Genomic DNA, 16,772 nt, shown 5'->3' with positions numbered 1-16,772 from the left:
CTATAATTCTTTTTTAACAAGCATAAAATAATCATTATCCAAAGAGCGATATCCCTGGTCGTACAGAAAATAGTAGGTGTTTCCTGTTTTGGTCTGCAAGATATTGGTAAAGAAATCGAAATCAAAACCTTTGTTTGTCATTTTATCCCTTGTTGCTTTAGATTTCCCGTTAGGGTTTAGTTCGCTCAAAATTCGGTAATTTTTTCGTAATTTATTGTTTACATTACGCATGAAATTCGTACTGTCTTTGTTTATTTTATTATTGTAAGCATTTCGACAGCTGTCTGAGCAGAATTTCTTGTCTTCCCTGCCTACAATTTTTTCGGAGCATTCGAGGCATGTTTTCATGAATCTATCTTTTTAATTTCGTACAAATCGGTTCTTCGATCTTTTAATGTGCGTACACTCCCATGTTCGTGAAGTTGTTTCAGCAGGTTTAGATCAACATCAACTATAAGAGTCATTTCTGTATTTGGCGTTGCTTCGGCTTTTATTCCATTACTCGGAAAAGCAAAATCAGAAGGTGTAAAAACAGAGGCCTGAGCATATTGAATGTCCATATTGTTTACTTTCGGGAGGTTGCCCACACAGCCGGCAATAGCGACATAACATTCATTTTCGATGGCACGTGCCTGCGAACAGTGTTTCACTCTGGTGTAGGCGTTTTGAGTGTCGGTTAAAAATGGCACGAACAAAATGTTCATTCCCTCGTTGGCCATAATTCTTGAAAGTTCCGGAAATTCAACATCATAGCAAATCAGAATGCCGATTTTTCCGCAATCCGTATCAAAAGTTTTAAACTGAGAGCCGCCTTTCATTCCCCAATGCTGTACTTCATTGGGAGTTACATGGATTTTAGTGTAGATCTCCGAAGTTCCGTCTCTTTTGCAAAGAAAACCAACATTGTAAAGGTTTCCATTGTCCAGATAAGGCATGCTTCCGGTAATGATATTGATATTGTATGAAATAGCAAATTCCTGAAAACGCTTTCGGATAGGGTCTGAATATCGGGCCAGTTCCCGAATGGCTTCGGCTTCAGATAAATGATTGTAATCGGCCATTAAAGGAGCTATAAAAAGCTCGGGAAACAAAGCAAAATCACTTCCGTAACCCGAAACGACATCAATAAAAAATTCGGCCTGCTCGAAAAATTCTTCAATATTGTTCAGCGGACGCATTTGCCATTGAATCAGTCCCAAACGGATGACACTTTTTTCGAGGTTAATTAGTTTTGGACTTTCATCGTAATACACATTGTTCCATTCTAAAAGTACCGCAAACTCTTTCGACTCTTCGTCACCTTCAAGGTAGTTTTTAATAATTCGCAATACATGGAAGTCATTACTTAACTGAAACGAAAGTACCGGATCGTGCAGTTCTTTATGTTTTACCTTGTCGATATAGTTTTTTGGAGTAAGCTTTTTAGAATGCTGGGCATAGTTTGGAATTCTGCCGGCAAAAACGATGGCTTTCAGATTTAACTGTTCGCAAAGCTCTTTTCGGGCATCGTATAAACGCCGGCCGAGACGTAAACCGCGATAGTTAGGGTGAATAAAAACATCGATTCCATAGAGGATCTCTGCATTTTTATTATGGGTAGAAAAAGTATGGTTTCCTGTTGCTTGTTTGTAATTGTGTCTTTTGTCGATTAGCTTTTCATCGACAATTAAGGATAAGGCCGATCCAACGACTTTTCCATCTGCTAGTATGACGAGCTGCCCTTCAGGAAAAATAGAAAGTAGTCTTTTAATATCGTCCTCTTTCCAGTACGAATCTGCCATCTCGGGATAGGATTCTACCATAGAATCTTTTAGCTGCTTGTAGTCGTCAAATTCCAAATTACGCAATTCAACTTTATTGATTTTTGTCTGCATATCGTAAGATTTATCTCAAATATACGAAATAAATTCCATTTACAAACGGTTACAAATAGTTACAACCGAAAGTAAATAGTTGTCTACCGGATAATTGCTGGCGTTCGTCGGATCTTTGTCCTGTTGAATTTGATGAACGAATTCATTTTATACTAACATTTAAATATTATACGCCATGAATGCAATGAAAAACAGAGTACAGTTAATTGGGAACGTAGGAAACGATCCGGAAATTAAAACATTAGAAAACGGTAGAAAATTAGCGTATTTGAATATCGCTACCAATGAAAAGTATACTAATGACAAAGGAGAAAAAATCGAACAAACCGAATGGCATCGTGTTACAGCCTGGGGCAAAACAGCCGAAATAATCGAAAAGTTTGTAGTGAAAGGTAAAGAAATTGCTGTTGAAGGCAAACTGACTCACCGAAGCTACGACGACAAAAATGGTGAAAAAAGATATGTAACGGAAGTAGTCGTAAATGAAATTTTACTATTGAAGTAAATATAGTACTATTTGATACTCAACCCGACAGGTTTTCAAAACCTGTCGGGTTGAGTATTTTTAGTAAGTAAGGGTTTTAGAGGATAGAAACTCCGTTAATATCTGTCGTTAATATTTCACTCATATAATCAAAAAAGGGTCTCATATTTTTAAAAGTAGTGAGAGCCTGTTCCAGAAAAAGAGGACTCAGAACTTCCTCATCCGTAAAACGTTTGATAAGCAGAAACGATTTGAATCGGAGCAAATCTATCGCTTCATGGTTTATGTCGTAGCCCTTGGGAGCCGTTTTAAGTTGTTCTCCCTGCAAAGTCCCAAAAGTGCTGATAAAAGATTCTGACTGGAGTATTTTCTGCATGGCTTGAGAGTCGTGACCAAATTCGGCTCGGATGCGTTTGAGATCTGCTGCATTTGGTCCCCAAAAACCGCCGGCCAGAAAACTATTTCCTTTTTCGAGATGAAAATAATAACCGCCGCGTCTTTCTTTTGTTGCTCTGGTGTAACTGCCTCCCCAAAAGGTTTTAAAAGGAGTTTTGTCTTTAGAAAAGCGAATGTCACGATAGATTCTGTATACGCTTTTTTTGCCGGAAGCTGTTTCCAGTACATCTGTTTTAGAGAGTTCCTGAAGCAAAGCACCTGAAAAAGTTTCAATATGATTTAGCTCGATTAGATATTCGGGCTTATGTATCTCAAACCAGGGCTTGTTATTGTTTTCTTTAAGCAGAGATAAAAAATCAAGTGAGGATTTGGGTATCGTAATGTCGTTTTTCATAGATGAACTGAATGAATCGTAAAAAAAATGGGATTAATTTTAACCGTGAGGAATGCAATGGAGAAAAGCAAAGTTACGCAAAGATTTAAGTATTGTGCGAGTCAATTGTAAAAGTTAAGATTTTCTTCTGCATTGTAATACAGATGATGCGAATTCGTTTCATGCGTGTTCTATTGTTTTGGGATCAATCTCAAGAGTTGGGAAAAAAAGGGCTGAAAGCCCTAAAAGCAACAGCATCTTGCGCAGCACTATGAATTAGGTTAAGGTGCAGAATTGCCCTGAAAGGGCAAAAGCAAACTATACATTATAAGTTCCAATAAAGAATCAACCGCTCTTTTATAAAGTATAATTCAAAATGATATAAATCCAACTTTTGTGCATAAGCTTCTGCCCTTTCAGGGCGTAACCGATATTCGTTATCGTTGCTCATAGTGCTGCGCAGCATTCTATTGCTAAAGCTCTTTCAGAGCAATATTCCCAAAATTAAAAAACCCACCAAATGGTGGGTTTGTATATTTCGTTAAGCAGTTTTTTTGAATAAATCAAACATAGGACAACGCGAGCAACGTTTCTTTTCGCTTTTTTTATATTTCTCACAACAAGAAGATTTACAGTTTTCCAACTTCTTAATGTTCTCAAGGATAGCAGCTTTATTTTTCTTTTTCTTCTTATCCTTTTTTTTGTCCTTGTCTTTTTCTTTCTTGCTCAATTTTCCTCTGTATTATAAAAACAGAGACAAATATAAAAGAAAAAAGTTATTTTTAAATGTTCTAAATAAACTTTAACTTTTTTTATTTTGGGTTGATAGCGATCGAACTTGTAACCGTTAATTGTTGAATATCACGGTCGAACAAGTATAGTCCGCCTTTGTCATCTCCAATTAAGTTGATTTTATCTAAGATTGACTTAGCAGTCGCTTCTTCTTCGATTTGTTCAGAAACATACCATTGTAAGAAATTATGTGTTGCATAATCTTTTTCTTCAAAAGTAATGTGTACCAATTCGTTGATTGATTTTGAAACAAAAAGTTCATGGTTGTAAAGTTCCTCAAACATTTCTTTGAAAGTCGAATAAGATGTTTTAGGCGCTTTCAAATCGGTAATATGAGAGTGACCACCGCGTTCGTTTACATACTTTATTAACTTTAGCATGTGTGCGCGCTCTTCGTCTGACTGTGTGTACATAAATTGCGCAATTCCTTCCAGTCCGTGTACTTCAGCCCAACAAGCCATAGAAAGGTAGGTTTGCGAAGATTCTGCCTCTATGCGGATTTGCTTGTTTAAAGCTATTTCGATATTTTTTGATAACATAATATTTCTCTTTTGTGTAAAGTTAGAGAAAATAATCCATTCCCTTTTTTTTCAAACCTGAAAACATCAGACATTTGGATTAATTCTCAATAAAATTAAGGTCTTTCAAATGAAAATGGTTTCGAAAATACAGCCTTATCGATGATCGGGTTTTGTGTTTCATTTTCCGGAAATCCATCGGTAAATTTTCGCATCTGATATTGTTTTAAAGCAGTATCGTAATATCCTAAAATATAATAATCGTCAAATCTAAAAATGTTGTCCAGAATCGCTTTTCTATTATTGTTTAAAAAGTAATACAAGTTGTCAAGCGCCATTGGTGCAGGATCTTTGGCAACAAATTCTGATTTTTGGTTTAAAGCCGTTTCAAAAAATACGGTTTCATCATTCACAACCGGCAAATAATCCCAGGTAAAAGTATCGTTCATGACCGTATAGTAAGCGCCGCCAACACGTGGAGTTCCACCGAGTGTCATAGAAGTACTAATTCCATTGTTATAAAGTGATAAACCTATTTCTAAAGCAGCGAGATGTTGTAGAAAACGTTTCGTATTCTTTAATTCCCGTGGTTTTCTTTCACCGCCTTGCTGAACGAGGAAAGGTGAGGTTTTAAATCGAATCGTATCTTCCTTTGTAACTCTGATATTTTTTATAAGTTCGCCCGAATCATAATTTTTAATGTCAAGAACCAGTTCATCTTCATTGGCATTGATTTGATAAAGCTTCTTTTCATGATAGAAGGAGTTGCTTATTTTGCGAGGGGTTTTAATCTCAGATTGGACAATTTTCTTTTCAATAACGTCCTGATTCTCCAGATTGAGATCAAAAAGCCGTGTTTCTTTCGCATTATGATCCAGCGTCAGAATAAGATGATTGTCTTCGAGATAAATTTTACTTTTTTTGGAGGCTTTGTCTAAAGGCGTATAATCTTCCGGATCAATTTTTATAATTGGATTCTCTTTGATGAGCTGTGAAAAACTTACCGACTGGCCTCTTTTGTTTTGAAAGGTAAAAGGAGCAAAATCAAATATCCGCTCTTCTACAATTCCGTTTTTAAAAACATAGGCCGTTAAAGTATGACTTGTGAGTTCTTTAGACAACAGGTAGAGTAGATTGTTGCTTTGAAACTTAGCTACGATATATTCGCTCGCGGAAGGGAACAGAAATTTTAAAATCTTATACGTCTTGGTTTCCAAATAATATTTGATCACAAAAATTTCCGAAGATTCTTCGGAAGCCCAATAAAGTGTTGGGTTTCCGTCTTCACTAAAACTATAGCCCAATATCGATTTGTTTTCAAGATTGGCACGTGATACTGTAAATTCGTCCTTTAAAAATAAAGCACTATTGTATCTTAAAATAGTAAGATTCTGAGTATTTGTGGCAAAAACAAATACATCGTGCGTTGCCTTATTTTCGACATTAACGATTGTATTATTCTGATCGTACCTCTTTAAATCTAAAGGATAAGAAGCCAAAACTGTCTGACTCAACAGGGTCGACTGATAGGTTACTAATAAGAGAAGGAGTAGTTTTTTCATATGCTTTTATCGACAAAAATTATTCCAAATTTAAACCTCTTGTGTGCGAATTATTGATTCATTAATTCCTGAAAATAATCCACAAATTGTCCCATGTGTAATCCATCCATTAAGGCGTGATGCACATGAACAGACATGGCAATGGTTCTTTTTCCGGTTGGTGAAACCATCATTTTTCCGAAAGAAACCTTTGGGCAGCTGTCCGGAAAGGTAAAACTGCGGGCATGTGAAAGTGACGTAAAGTTCAACCACGGAATTGCCGAGAAGTGAATTAAATTATCATTTTCAAAAGACCTTGTAAAAAGTCCCGTGGTATTCTGAATGCGTTCTATTTCCTGTAAAGCCGTTTTTTCGAAGGTTTTAAAATCAGGATGGTATTCTATAAATGAAAATCCGAAAGTGCCATCTTCACGTCCGATGGTTGCTGAGGCATCGATTTGGTCATTGATGTAAATCTGATCTCCCGAAATTCGGTATCTAAAATTTTCGATTGCATTTACGGCAACCAGTGTCTTGTGCAAATAATAAATAAAAAAGGAGGATTCGAGACTTTTGGCCGTTTCGTAGGCCTGCGTACAATCAATCTCGACGGTAGCACCAAAAAAGGGTTCTTCCATTTGAATGAAGTGTGCAAAGTGTTCTTTTCTATTCCAGTTTTCTAAGTCTAAAAGTGTTTTCATTACAATAAGTTCTGAAGGATTTCAGTGATTTTTTCAAACGAACTAAAATGTTCGTGTTCTATTTTGTGACTGATTTTTTCATGCTCCCAAGTGGTATGAAACGGAATATGTACCGCATAACCGCCAATGCCTAAAACCGGTAGTACATCTGATTTTAAGGAATTTCCGATCATCAGGAATTCCTCTGCCTGAATGTCTAAACGGCCTAATAATTTCGTATAATCAATTTCCTGTTTGTCTGACATTACTTCGATATGGTGAAAATAATGCCCCAATCCTGAGCGATGCAATTTGCTGTGCTGGTCTTTCAGATCGCCTTTTGTGGCTACAACCAGTTTGTACTTTCCGTGTAGTGTTTTTAGGGTTTCTTCGACGCCGTCAAGCAATTCAATAGGTTTCTCGAGTAGTTCTTTTCCGTATTGGATGATTTTTTCGATAACCTCAATCGGAATGGTATTGTTGGAGATTTTCATTGCAGCTTCGATCATCGACAAAATATAGCCTTTGATTCCGTAACCGTACAGAGACAGGTTCTCAATTTCGATTTTGAATAGTTCCTGCGAAATTCCCTGATGGGAAAGATAATCTTCCATCAAAGCGCAAAATTTATGTTCGGTTTCCTGAAAGTAAGGTTCGTTGACAAATAAGGTGTCATCGGCATCAAATGCGATTACTTTTAAGTTGGGGATTTTGTTTTTATGTAACATAATGTTTTTGTTTCAGGTTTGAAGTTTTTCTTGTTTCAGGTTTTTTAGCCACGAATTCACGAATTTTATTGCCACAGATTAGAATGATTTCAAAGATTTTAAAAAAAAATCTGCCAGATCAGCTAAATCTGCGAGAGCATTTTTTCCCCCACGAATTCACGAATTATTTTTTACAATCGGTCTGTGCCATCTGCGTGAGAATTCTTCAGCCGCGAATTTCACGAATATGCACGAATTTTTATTTTACTGCCACAGATTAGAATGATTTCAAAGATTTCAAAAAAATCTGTCAGATCAGCTAAATCTGCGAGAGTATTTTTTCGCCACGAATTCACGAATTTTCTTGCCACAGATTGGAATGATTTCAAAGATTTTAAAAAAAATCTGCCAGATCAGCTAAATCTGCGAGAGTATTTTTTTAGCCACGAATTCACGAATTTTATTGTCGCAGTTTAAAATAATCTGCCAGATCTGCTAAATCTGCGTGAAACCTTTTATTACGAATTCACGAATTTAATGATTCAGATGAATAATCAATCTGCGAAAATCCGCAAAACCAGCGTCATCCGCGAGCCAATGACTTAGAAAAGCTTTTTTAATGAGATCGTCTTATCATAGAACGTAATTCTAATTCCGAACAGCAAAATGATTCCGCCGAAAACCATTTGTAAAGTTATTTGTTCTTCTAAAAACAACCAAGCTAATATCGAAGTAATTACGGCCTGACTTAATAAACTTAACGAAACTCTTGTGGCGCGCATGTGCTGGGTGGCATAACTGATGGATAGCCAGGCACACAATTGACAAATTACGGCCTGAAGTGCCAGTACAAACCAACCCGTATTGGAGAAACCTGCAAAAGGCTGATCCAGGGCATAACATAGAATTCCTAAATAAATACTCGATGCCAGTAAACTGATAGTCATAAAAGATAAAACATCGATTTCTGAGAGTGCTTTTTTGCTCACCAAAAGATAAATCGAATAAAGAATACCCGATAAAACGGCAAACAGAAAGGCCTGATCAAAATTCAAATCCATGAAAAATTCAAATCCCACCAGCGTGACCATTCCGAATAAGGAAACGACAGTTCCGATCCAGAAATTGGTGGCTGGTCTGATTTTTAGAAAGAAAAAAGAACCAATTCCAACCCAAAGCGGTGATAAATTAGTTAACAAAGATGCCTGAGTTGCACTCGAATCCTGAATAGCAATATTCCAAACAGCAACATCCGAAGAGAATAGAATTCCGCAAAGCACGGCTAATAGTATGAATTTGGTTTTCGGAAGCTTAAAGCTTTTAGTAACCAGTACATAAGGTAAAAGCAAGAGTACCGCAAAAAACATTCTGTAAAAAGCCGAGATTAATCCCGGAGCCAGTTTTAGTTTGACTAATATTGGAAAAATCGAAATACAAAGTATTCCGCCAATCAGGGCTAATCTTGGTTTGGTGAGTTTCATTTTGTTTTAATTTGTACTTTCTAAATAGCTGATTTAAAAGCTCATGTTCTTTCTAAAGAAGTTTAAAATTTATTACAGTTATTCGGTAAAGCTGAAAATTTGGTACTTTTTATTGTTCTTATTATAATTTCCTAGATATAAACTGTTTTTGAACTTAAAAAGTATTAGATCTTTGTATAGAGTTTTAGAAAATATTGATACCGTTTTTTTAATTTCTTCATTCTCTTCTAAGAAAATTCTAGCTTTGTCAAAAGCGGAGATTTTCATCTCACGATCAATATGATTAAAAGTAGAATCAAATATACAATTCGTATAAACTACGGCTTTGTTTTTATAGGAAATTAAATTCGTTACGGTATAACTTCTTCCTGAATTAAAAGGTATCATTGTAGTTCCATTCATTCCCATTCCACCCGTACTCATTAAATTTTGATTCATTGATATTCCAACAGAACTTTGAGTTATATCTTCTGAACTTCCAATAGCGGTATAATAAATTCCATTCAAATTATAGCACGATATACTAGGCGCGTCTTTAATTCTTCTAAGAAATTGTTCTGAATTTTTAATAGGTTTTGTGCTGGAAAAAATATCGTTCTTTCGCCAAAAAAAGCTGTTCTTTTGCTGGAGGAAATCAGAATTTTTAAAATCAATTTCCTGATCATGCAAAACTTTATATTCTTTAAGAATGTTACCATTTAAATCACTAATTGTAAAAAACAAAACGAAAGCATTGGTTTTTATTTGAAGAATTTTGTTGTCAATCAAAAAAGAATTTGATCTAAATGTTATTGCACCATATTCGCCTTTAGTTGTTTTTTGTTGCTTAATAGATTTAAAATTTGGTGTAAAATCCTGAAGATTAATTCTTAAAACTTGTGTAGCATGTGTAGTATTATCAATAGTGAAGATAATCTCCTCTGGATTATAGGTGTAAATTTTGTATCTTTTAGAGCTTAATGCTAATGACGGAGGACTGTCATTGGCTATAGTTTGAAAGCAAGGTTCTGAAGATTCATCCGTTAGAACAGTATATAAGTTCTCGGGATGATCAAATATGTTCTTAAATTCTAAATGCGACAAGTCAACTATTTTTTCGTTTAGATTCCCATTATCGTCAGATATATAAAACTTTAAAGTACTAGTGTTTTTTATTATTGTAATAAGGTAAAACTTATTGTTGATGGTAAGTTCTTGAACTATTTTTTCCTTTTTCAGTTCTAAAGCAATTGGTTTATTTTCAGTTTTCTTGGTTGTAAAATTGATATATTGTGAACTGATTTCTTTTCTGTCTTTCGATGCCCAGAAAACAAAACAATTATTGTCCTTTTGACTATAACCAATAATGCTCTCGTATTTTTTTTCTGGTCTTGCAATCGTTAAAGAGTCTATAATATTGAATTTTTCATCAAATCTTATAGCGTTAGCTTTTTCCTTATCATTTAAAAACAGAATCACTTCTTTTTTATCTTCATTGACGACCTGAAAAAAATCTCTTTTTTCTTCTAATTTTAAATCAAATTCTTTTGCAATATCTTGAGAAAAAGAAGGCAGATTATTTAAAAGCAGGAATGTTAAAAGTATTTTTTTTAGCATGTTCAAGGAGTTATTTTTTGCTAAGATCTTACTTTTTTCTCAAATAAAACACCAAAAAAGAAACGCGTGAATCGATTATCAATTTCACGCGTTTAAGAGAGTGTTTAAGCTGTAGCAATTTCACTGCAGGCTTTTGCTATTTGTTGATCCGAGAAAGGATCAAGTGCCTGGGTTAGCATTTTAATGGTTTTCATACAGCTTATCATTTTAGTGCGCAGCTCCTGGTTGTCACCAATCTCTGTTTCCAGAATTGCCTCGAAAATCTCGGACAAATATTCCGGTTGTTCTCTAAATTCTCCTTCCATCCAAAGAAAGGAAAGAAATTTTGCCACCGCTGGCAGTACATCTTGTTGTGTTGGTTTTTGATTTTCCTCTGTCATGATCGAAAATTTTAAACGCACGAAACCCTCATTTTAGGTGTGACAAAATATTCAAAAGAATAGATCAAGGGCAGTTTCCCGCTCCAGCACCATGATGAGGGTTTCGCTTATTGTTACTTTAAATAAGTTTATTATCGAAAGTCTCTCGAATATTTTGTCAGTACAAACGTACAAATATAAAATTGAAAGAAACAATAAATAAGTAAGAATTTTACCTGTATTTTAATTCAATAAACCCGACAGGTTTTTAAAACCTGTCGGGTTTATAAATTTCTAAATTTAGAAAATTATCGCATTATCAAATTGCCACATTTTCTAATTAAAATAATTAGTTTACCGTTTCCCCATTCGGAGCATCGGCATCCGGATTGATGAAAACCAGTTTTCCTTCGGCATTGGTTGTCATCAGGATCATTCCCTGACTTTCTACACCGCGTAAGGCTCTTGGCGCTAAGTTGGCTAAAACCGAAACACGTTTTCCGATAATTTCTTCCGGTGAAAAGCTTTCGGCAATTCCCGAAACGATCGTACGCACATCGATTCCGGTATCCACTTTAAGTACCAAAAGTTTATTGGCTTTAGGCATTTTTTCGGCTTCCAGAATAGTTCCTACACGAATGTCCATTTTGGCAAAATCTTCAAACTGAATAAGATCTTTTTGTGGTTCAGGCTGTTTGCTTTCGGCAAGATTTGCGGTTTTTGTCGCTTCCAATTTGTCTATTTGTTTTTGTATTTCTTCGTCTTCTATTTTTGCAAAAAGCAATTCATTTTGACCTATTTGATGTCCTGACGGAATTAATTCTGAATTTTCAGCAACATCATTCCATTGCAATTTGCCTTCATTTTTCAGGATTCTGGATAATTTTGCAGCAGTAAAAGGTAAAAATGGTTCCGCCAAAATACTTAACGCAGCAGCAATTTGCGAGGCTACATACAATTGAGTTTTTACACGCTCCGGATTTTCTTTTATGACTTTCCAAGGTTCTTCGTCTGCAAGATATTTATTTCCTAAACGAGCCACATTCATCAACTCGCCCAAAGCTTCACGGAATCTGTAACGCTCTACCGAACTTGAAATAACGGCCGGATACGCTTTTAATTCTGCTAAAGTATTTTCGTCAACTTGAGATAATTCATTTGGTGTTGGAATAAATCCATCGTAATTTTTGTTCACCAAAACTGCAACACGATTAATGAAATTTCCTAAAATAGCAACTAATTCGTTGTTGTTTCTTGCCTGGAAATCTTTCCATGTAAAATCGTTGTCTTTGGTTTCCGGTGCATTCGAAGTTAGGGCATAACGTAAAACGTCTTGTTTCTCCGGAAATTCTTCTAAATATTCGTGCAGCCAAACCGCCCAGTTTTTAGAAGTCGAAAGTTTGTTTCCTTCCAAATTCAAGAATTCATTTGCAGGAACGTTGTCCGGTAAAATATAGCTTCCTTCGGCTTTAAGCATCGCCGGGAAAATGATACAGTGAAAAACAATATTGTCTTTCCCGATAAAATGAACCAGTTTAGTGTCTTCATCTTTCCAGTATGGCTCCCAGTCTTTTCCTTCGCGGGCTGCCCATTCTTTAGTAGAAGAGATGTATCCGATAGGAGCATCAAACCAAACGTATAATTTTTTTCCTTCGGCACCTTCAACCGGAACGTCAATTCCCCAGTCCAGGTCACGCGTTACGGCACGAGGCTCAAGTCCGCCGTCAACCCATGATTTTACTTGTCCGTAAACATTCGGTTTCCAGTCGTTTTTATGTCCAACCAAAATCCATTCGGTTAAAAACTCAGTATATCGATCCAAAGGTAAAAACCAGTGTTTTGTTTCTTTTAAAATTGGAGTTTCTCCGGTAATTGTCGATTTTGGGTTAACCAAATCGGTAGCATTCAATGTCGATCCGCATTTTTCACACTGATCTCCATAGGCTTCCGGATTGTCACATTTAGGACAGGTTCCTACCACAAAACGATCTGCCAGAAACTGATTGGCTTTGGCATCGTACAATTGTTCGGTCACTTCTTCAATAAAATCGCCTTTGTCGTACAAGGTTCTAAAGAATTCAGAAGCCGTATCATGATGAACTTTAGCCGAAGTTCTGGAATAATTGTCAAACGAAATTCCAAAATCAGCAAATGATTTTCTAATAATTCCGTCGTATTTATCGATAACTTCTTGTGGTGTAACTCCTTCTTTTTTCGCTTTCATCGAAATTGCAACACCATGTTCATCGCTTCCACAAATAAATGCAACGTCTTTTCCTTGTAAACGTAAATATCTCGAATAAATATCTGCAGGCACGTAAACCCCCGCCAAATGCCCAATATGAATAGGTCCGTTGGTGTAAGGTAAGGCTGCCGTGATAGTATATCTCTTTGGATTCTGTATCATAACTCAATTTTATTGAGTGCAAAAATAAGCAATAGAATTGAGATTTTGTTATTGCGCGGAGTTTCACAGAGAAAAAGCACAGAGATTCACCGAGTTTTTTCTCATTTCGATCGAAGGGAGACCCGAGTGATGAGGTGTTTTATTGTCCGGCTGAGCGAAGTCGAAGCCAGGCAATACAATTGAACTTAGCGAATCTCTGCGAAAACCTTCGCGTAACTTTGTGCAATACCCCATAAAATAGAACCAGTTTAAACTAGCATACCCGCTAAAATCTTCACAATTTATTTCGCAACCTTTGTGCTCAAAAAAAGAACAAAAAAGCAATTTTATGAGCAAGACAAAACTTATCATCAATAAAAACGGATCGATTAAAATAGAAGGTGACTTCGAAATCATGGATTCAGAAGGAGCTGTTTACGGACTACAAGGAAGATCGGCATTGGGTCTTTGCCGTTGCGGATTATCGGCAAACAAGCCTTTTTGCGATGGCGGGCACCGTAATAATTTCGAACATGAGTCTAAAGCATTCGATTTACCACCAATGAAAACAAACTAAGAACTTCGGTTTTGGTTATTTTTTATAAGGAAGCTGCATCTTAACTGATGTGGCTTTTTTTGTTTTCATTTTTAGATGATTTACTAAATATGATCAGTTATTTCCTTAAAAAAGTGTGTTATATTTACCTAAATTTTTAAAAATATAAAGAATGAAAAAATTGGTGACCCCATTGTTGCTTTTATGTTTTGTTTTGGCTCAGGCTCAAACACAAAAGACGGTTTCGAGTGATTGGACATCCTTCAATCAAACGATAGAAATTCAGTCTCCTGTTAAAAAGAAGTTTAAAGTAATCGCGTCGGTAAAAGTAGAAAGTACCGAACCTCAGGCCTGGGCAGGAGTTTGGGCAAGAGTTGATACTAAGAATGAAGAGGAAGGTTTTTTTGATAACATGAGAGACAGACCAATTAAATCAAACGAATGGAAATCTTATACCGTAGAAGGAACTATCGATAAAAATAGTAAATCACTTAGTTTTGGAGGTTTGTGTTTGTATAACGGTAAATTCTATTTTGATAAATTCGAATTGCTGATCGAGAATGACAAAGGTGTTTTTGAACCGTTGGCGGTTTTAAACGCAAGTTTTGAAACCCCTTTGAAAAATGGTGAAATTCCGAAATGGGGTTTAGGCATTTCAAAAGAGGCAAGTGTAAAAGTGAAAGAGTACAAAATTACTCAGGACAAATCCAGTGCTGATGGAAAAAACAGTTTGTTACTGGAAGGAAGCGGGATTAAACCTCGAGCAGAAGCGAAGATTGGAAATGTGGAAGGAGCGTCGCCAAAAATTGGAGATATGATATCAATGCTTGAAGATCTTAAGTCTCGTGTAGAAAGAACAGTGAAGAACATGAATCAGTACGAAATTGATTATTTACATGACGCAGAAGCCAACCGAATTGGTGCACTGGTGATGCATTTGGCCGCTGCCGAAAAGTACTATCAGGTTTTTACCTTCGAAAACAGAGATTTTAATGAAGAAGAAAAGAAACAGTGGAATGCCGCTTTAAATCTGGACCAGGGTGGGCGAGATGAATTTAAAGGGCATGATATTCAATATTATTTAGACATCTACAATGAAGTAAGAGCCAAAACAATTTCGGAGTTAAAAAAGAGAGACGATGCCTGGTTTGCCGAAGTTCAAACAAAGTATGACATGAGTAATCAATATTGCTGGTTTCATGTTATGGAACATCAGTCGAGTCATCTAGGGCAGATTTTGTTTTTGAAGAAACGTATTCCGCCTCAGCAAAAACCAACCTTACCAAAGGAAATTAAAAAGTAATAGTTTCGATTTTATAAAAGAGGTTGTCCAAAAAGACTTAGTCAATCTCTGAAAATTGCATAAATGAAATTTGTCTCCGATAGGAGTCCTAACATTTTTAGTATAAAAAAGGGGGGGCTGTTCATACTTTGGACAGCTCCCTTTTGTGTTTTGATTTTCGGGAAGATCAGATTAAACAATATGACTTTTATTGCTTTGTAATCCATTTTGAAAAACAAGTGAAAAATTTATGATTTTATTTTAGGTTTTTAATAAAAACAAGTTTATTCTTACATTGTTAATTTAAGAATAAGTAAATATGAAAAGTGAGAATAACAGTTATCCTTTAGAATGGATCGAAAAAATAGATCGTCAAATTATCTTTTCTATCAACAATGGCTTACCGGGAACTGTTTTTACAGCCATTAAAAATGAAGAGAGAATTTTTCAAAAAAGTTATGGCAATCAAAGAATATACAACGAAAAAGAACTGATGCCAAATCCTCAACCAATGAAAGTGGATACAATATTTGATATGGCATCACTAACTAAAATTTTTTCGACCACATTTTCTTATATGAAATTAATAGATGATCGTATATTGTCTATAGAAGATAAAGTCAACAAGTATCTTCCTGAGTTTACAGGAGGTGATAAGGATCAGATTACTATAAAACAAGTTTTACATCATAATTCAGGTTTGCCGTCAAGTTTTCATTTTTATGATCCGGATTATGATCCCGATTTTTATTCTCAATCTCGAGAGAGAACGATCGAATTGTTACCATTGGTTCCTTTATTAAATAAACCCGGTACAGTAACATTGTATAGTGATATTGGGTTTGCTTTGCTGGGGATTATAATAGAAAAAGTCACCGGAATGAGACAAGATGAATTTGTTAAAAAACAGATATATCAGCCTTTAGGACTGAAGAATACCGGGTACATTCTGGATAGTACAGGTCTTGTGCAAGATCGATTTGAAGCAACAGAAAGATGTGGAAACACAAGAGATGGTATGGTTTCATTTCCAAATATCAGAACTAAAACTATTCAGGGAGAAGTTCACGATGAATTTGCTTATTATTCTATGGGACAAGTATCCGGGCATGCAGGATTATTTTCTACTGCTGATGATCTTTCTGTTTTATGTCAGTTGATTCTGAATGGAGGAAAGTATGGTGCTTTTGAACTGTGCTCACAACAAACTGTAGATTTATTTCTTAATACTTTAAATATAGATAAAACTTATGCATTAGGATTTCAAGTTCCTACTGATTTGTGCCATCTTATCTATGGTTTATTACTTCCTCAAGCCGGTCATGCATTTGGTCATACCGGATGGGTAGGGAATTGTTTTGTAATTGACTTTCATCACAATTCAATTGTAATAATTCTCACAAACAAAAAACATACACCTGTAATTCCAACTGCTTATCGGGATAGGTTTGAAGGCGATTTACTGCCTGTCGCAGGTTATGGAGGAACAATACAGCTTTTCTATGGAGGACTCGTTTCTGAAACTGTCAAGAACTAAAAAAAACGGGATATCTGTCATAGAAGAGTATAGAAGGAGTTTTTTCTTTTTGCAATTTTAGATATTTTTTGAGGAATAAATGATCAGAAGTTATCTAAGGTATAAAGTAGAACAGGTGAAATTGATTATTGGGATTATTCTTGGTTTAAGTTTAACCCATCTCGTAAAAGAGCTCATCAGTTTTATACCGTTTCCTGAGAAAAGAGAAGC

Annotated in this window: 16 protein-coding genes; 4 read left to right on the top strand and 12 right to left on the bottom strand. The window is 35.7% G+C overall.

Annotated features, from left to right (window positions below; all coding sequences use genetic code 11):
- Both LNQ34_RS07710 and LNQ34_RS07705 read right to left on the bottom strand, forming a co-directional pair.
- Complete coding sequence (locus tag LNQ34_RS07710) at positions 1–348, bottom strand: hypothetical protein (RefSeq protein ID WP_202702632.1); 348 nt, start codon at positions 346–348, stop codon at positions 1–3.
- Complete coding sequence (locus LNQ34_RS07705; protein ID WP_070906324.1) at positions 345–1,874, bottom strand: bifunctional GNAT family N-acetyltransferase/carbon-nitrogen hydrolase family protein; 1,530 nt, start codon at positions 1,872–1,874, stop codon at positions 345–347. Before LNQ34_RS07705 ends, LNQ34_RS07710 begins: the two co-directional genes overlap by 4 nt.
- A gap of 175 nt (positions 1,875–2,049) precedes the next feature.
- On the opposite strand from LNQ34_RS07705, the gene LNQ34_RS07700 reads away from it, so the two are divergent.
- The gene (locus tag LNQ34_RS07700; RefSeq protein ID WP_202702633.1) at positions 2,050–2,379 is read left to right on the top strand and encodes a single-stranded DNA-binding protein; all 330 of its coding nucleotides are present in this window, start codon (positions 2,050–2,052) and stop codon (positions 2,377–2,379) included.
- A 76-nt stretch (positions 2,380–2,455) separates the two neighbouring features.
- Here the strand turns inward: LNQ34_RS07700 and LNQ34_RS07695 are convergent, their stop codons facing one another.
- The 10 genes from LNQ34_RS07695 to metG all read right to left on the bottom strand — a co-directional run bounded on the left by LNQ34_RS07695 (position 2,456) and on the right by metG (position 13,208).
- Positions 2,456–3,148, bottom strand: coding sequence for a DUF2461 domain-containing protein (locus LNQ34_RS07695; protein WP_229999120.1), 693 nt, complete (start codon positions 3,146–3,148; stop codon positions 2,456–2,458).
- Between the two features lie 520 nt (positions 3,149–3,668).
- Entirely contained in the window at positions 3,669–3,857 is a 189-nt protein-coding gene (locus tag LNQ34_RS07690; RefSeq protein ID WP_017495881.1) for a hypothetical protein, read from the bottom strand.
- 82 nt (positions 3,858–3,939) lie between these two features.
- Positions 3,940–4,458 (bottom strand): ferritin, encoded by a 519-nt coding sequence (locus tag LNQ34_RS07685; RefSeq protein WP_202702636.1) that lies wholly within the window; start codon positions 4,456–4,458, stop codon positions 3,940–3,942.
- A 95-nt stretch (positions 4,459–4,553) separates the two neighbouring features.
- On the bottom strand, positions 4,554–5,999 hold the full coding sequence (locus LNQ34_RS07680) for a hypothetical protein (RefSeq protein WP_229999119.1): 1,446 nt from the start codon (positions 5,997–5,999) through the stop codon (positions 4,554–4,556).
- A 50-nt stretch (positions 6,000–6,049) separates the two neighbouring features.
- Complete coding sequence (locus LNQ34_RS07675) at positions 6,050–6,679, bottom strand: chloramphenicol acetyltransferase (RefSeq protein ID WP_070906328.1); 630 nt, start codon at positions 6,677–6,679, stop codon at positions 6,050–6,052.
- Positions 6,679–7,386: an HAD family hydrolase gene (locus tag LNQ34_RS07670; protein ID WP_229999118.1), complete on the bottom strand. Its 708-nt coding sequence runs from the start codon at positions 7,384–7,386 to the stop codon at positions 6,679–6,681. Before LNQ34_RS07670 ends, LNQ34_RS07675 begins: the two co-directional genes overlap by 1 nt.
- Positions 7,387–7,967: 581 nt before the next feature.
- Positions 7,968–8,846 (bottom strand): DMT family transporter, encoded by an 879-nt coding sequence (locus LNQ34_RS07665; protein ID WP_202702640.1) that lies wholly within the window; start codon positions 8,844–8,846, stop codon positions 7,968–7,970.
- A 78-nt stretch (positions 8,847–8,924) separates the two neighbouring features.
- Entirely contained in the window at positions 8,925–10,442 is a 1,518-nt protein-coding gene (locus tag LNQ34_RS07660; protein ID WP_229999117.1) for a hypothetical protein, read from the bottom strand.
- Between the two features lie 104 nt (positions 10,443–10,546).
- The gene (locus tag LNQ34_RS07655; protein ID WP_229999116.1) at positions 10,547–10,822 is read right to left on the bottom strand and encodes a hypothetical protein; all 276 of its coding nucleotides are present in this window, start codon (positions 10,820–10,822) and stop codon (positions 10,547–10,549) included.
- Between the two features lie 328 nt (positions 10,823–11,150).
- On the bottom strand, positions 11,151–13,208 hold the full coding sequence (gene metG, locus LNQ34_RS07650; RefSeq protein WP_229999115.1) for a methionine--tRNA ligase: 2,058 nt from the start codon (positions 13,206–13,208) through the stop codon (positions 11,151–11,153).
- Between the two features lie 328 nt (positions 13,209–13,536).
- On the opposite strand from metG, the gene LNQ34_RS07645 reads away from it, so the two are divergent.
- The 3 genes from LNQ34_RS07645 (at position 13,537) to pbp4b (ending at position 16,562) form a co-directional block, all read left to right on the top strand.
- Complete coding sequence (locus LNQ34_RS07645) at positions 13,537–13,764, top strand: CDGSH iron-sulfur domain-containing protein (protein WP_070906333.1); 228 nt, start codon at positions 13,537–13,539, stop codon at positions 13,762–13,764.
- A gap of 151 nt (positions 13,765–13,915) precedes the next feature.
- Positions 13,916–15,046: a DinB family protein gene (locus tag LNQ34_RS07640; RefSeq protein WP_202702645.1), complete on the top strand. Its 1,131-nt coding sequence runs from the start codon at positions 13,916–13,918 to the stop codon at positions 15,044–15,046.
- Positions 15,047–15,344: 298 nt separating this feature from the next.
- The gene (gene pbp4b, locus LNQ34_RS07635; RefSeq protein ID WP_229999114.1) at positions 15,345–16,562 is read left to right on the top strand and encodes a penicillin binding protein PBP4B; all 1,218 of its coding nucleotides are present in this window, start codon (positions 15,345–15,347) and stop codon (positions 16,560–16,562) included.
- The last annotated feature ends 210 nt before the right edge of the window (positions 16,563–16,772 follow it).

Origin of the sequence: Flavobacterium lipolyticum, from assembly GCF_020905335.1 — a bacterium.
GTDB classification, from domain to species: domain Bacteria; phylum Bacteroidota; class Bacteroidia; order Flavobacteriales; family Flavobacteriaceae; genus Flavobacterium; species Flavobacterium lipolyticum.
This window is presented reverse-complemented; position numbering and strand designations above follow the sequence as displayed.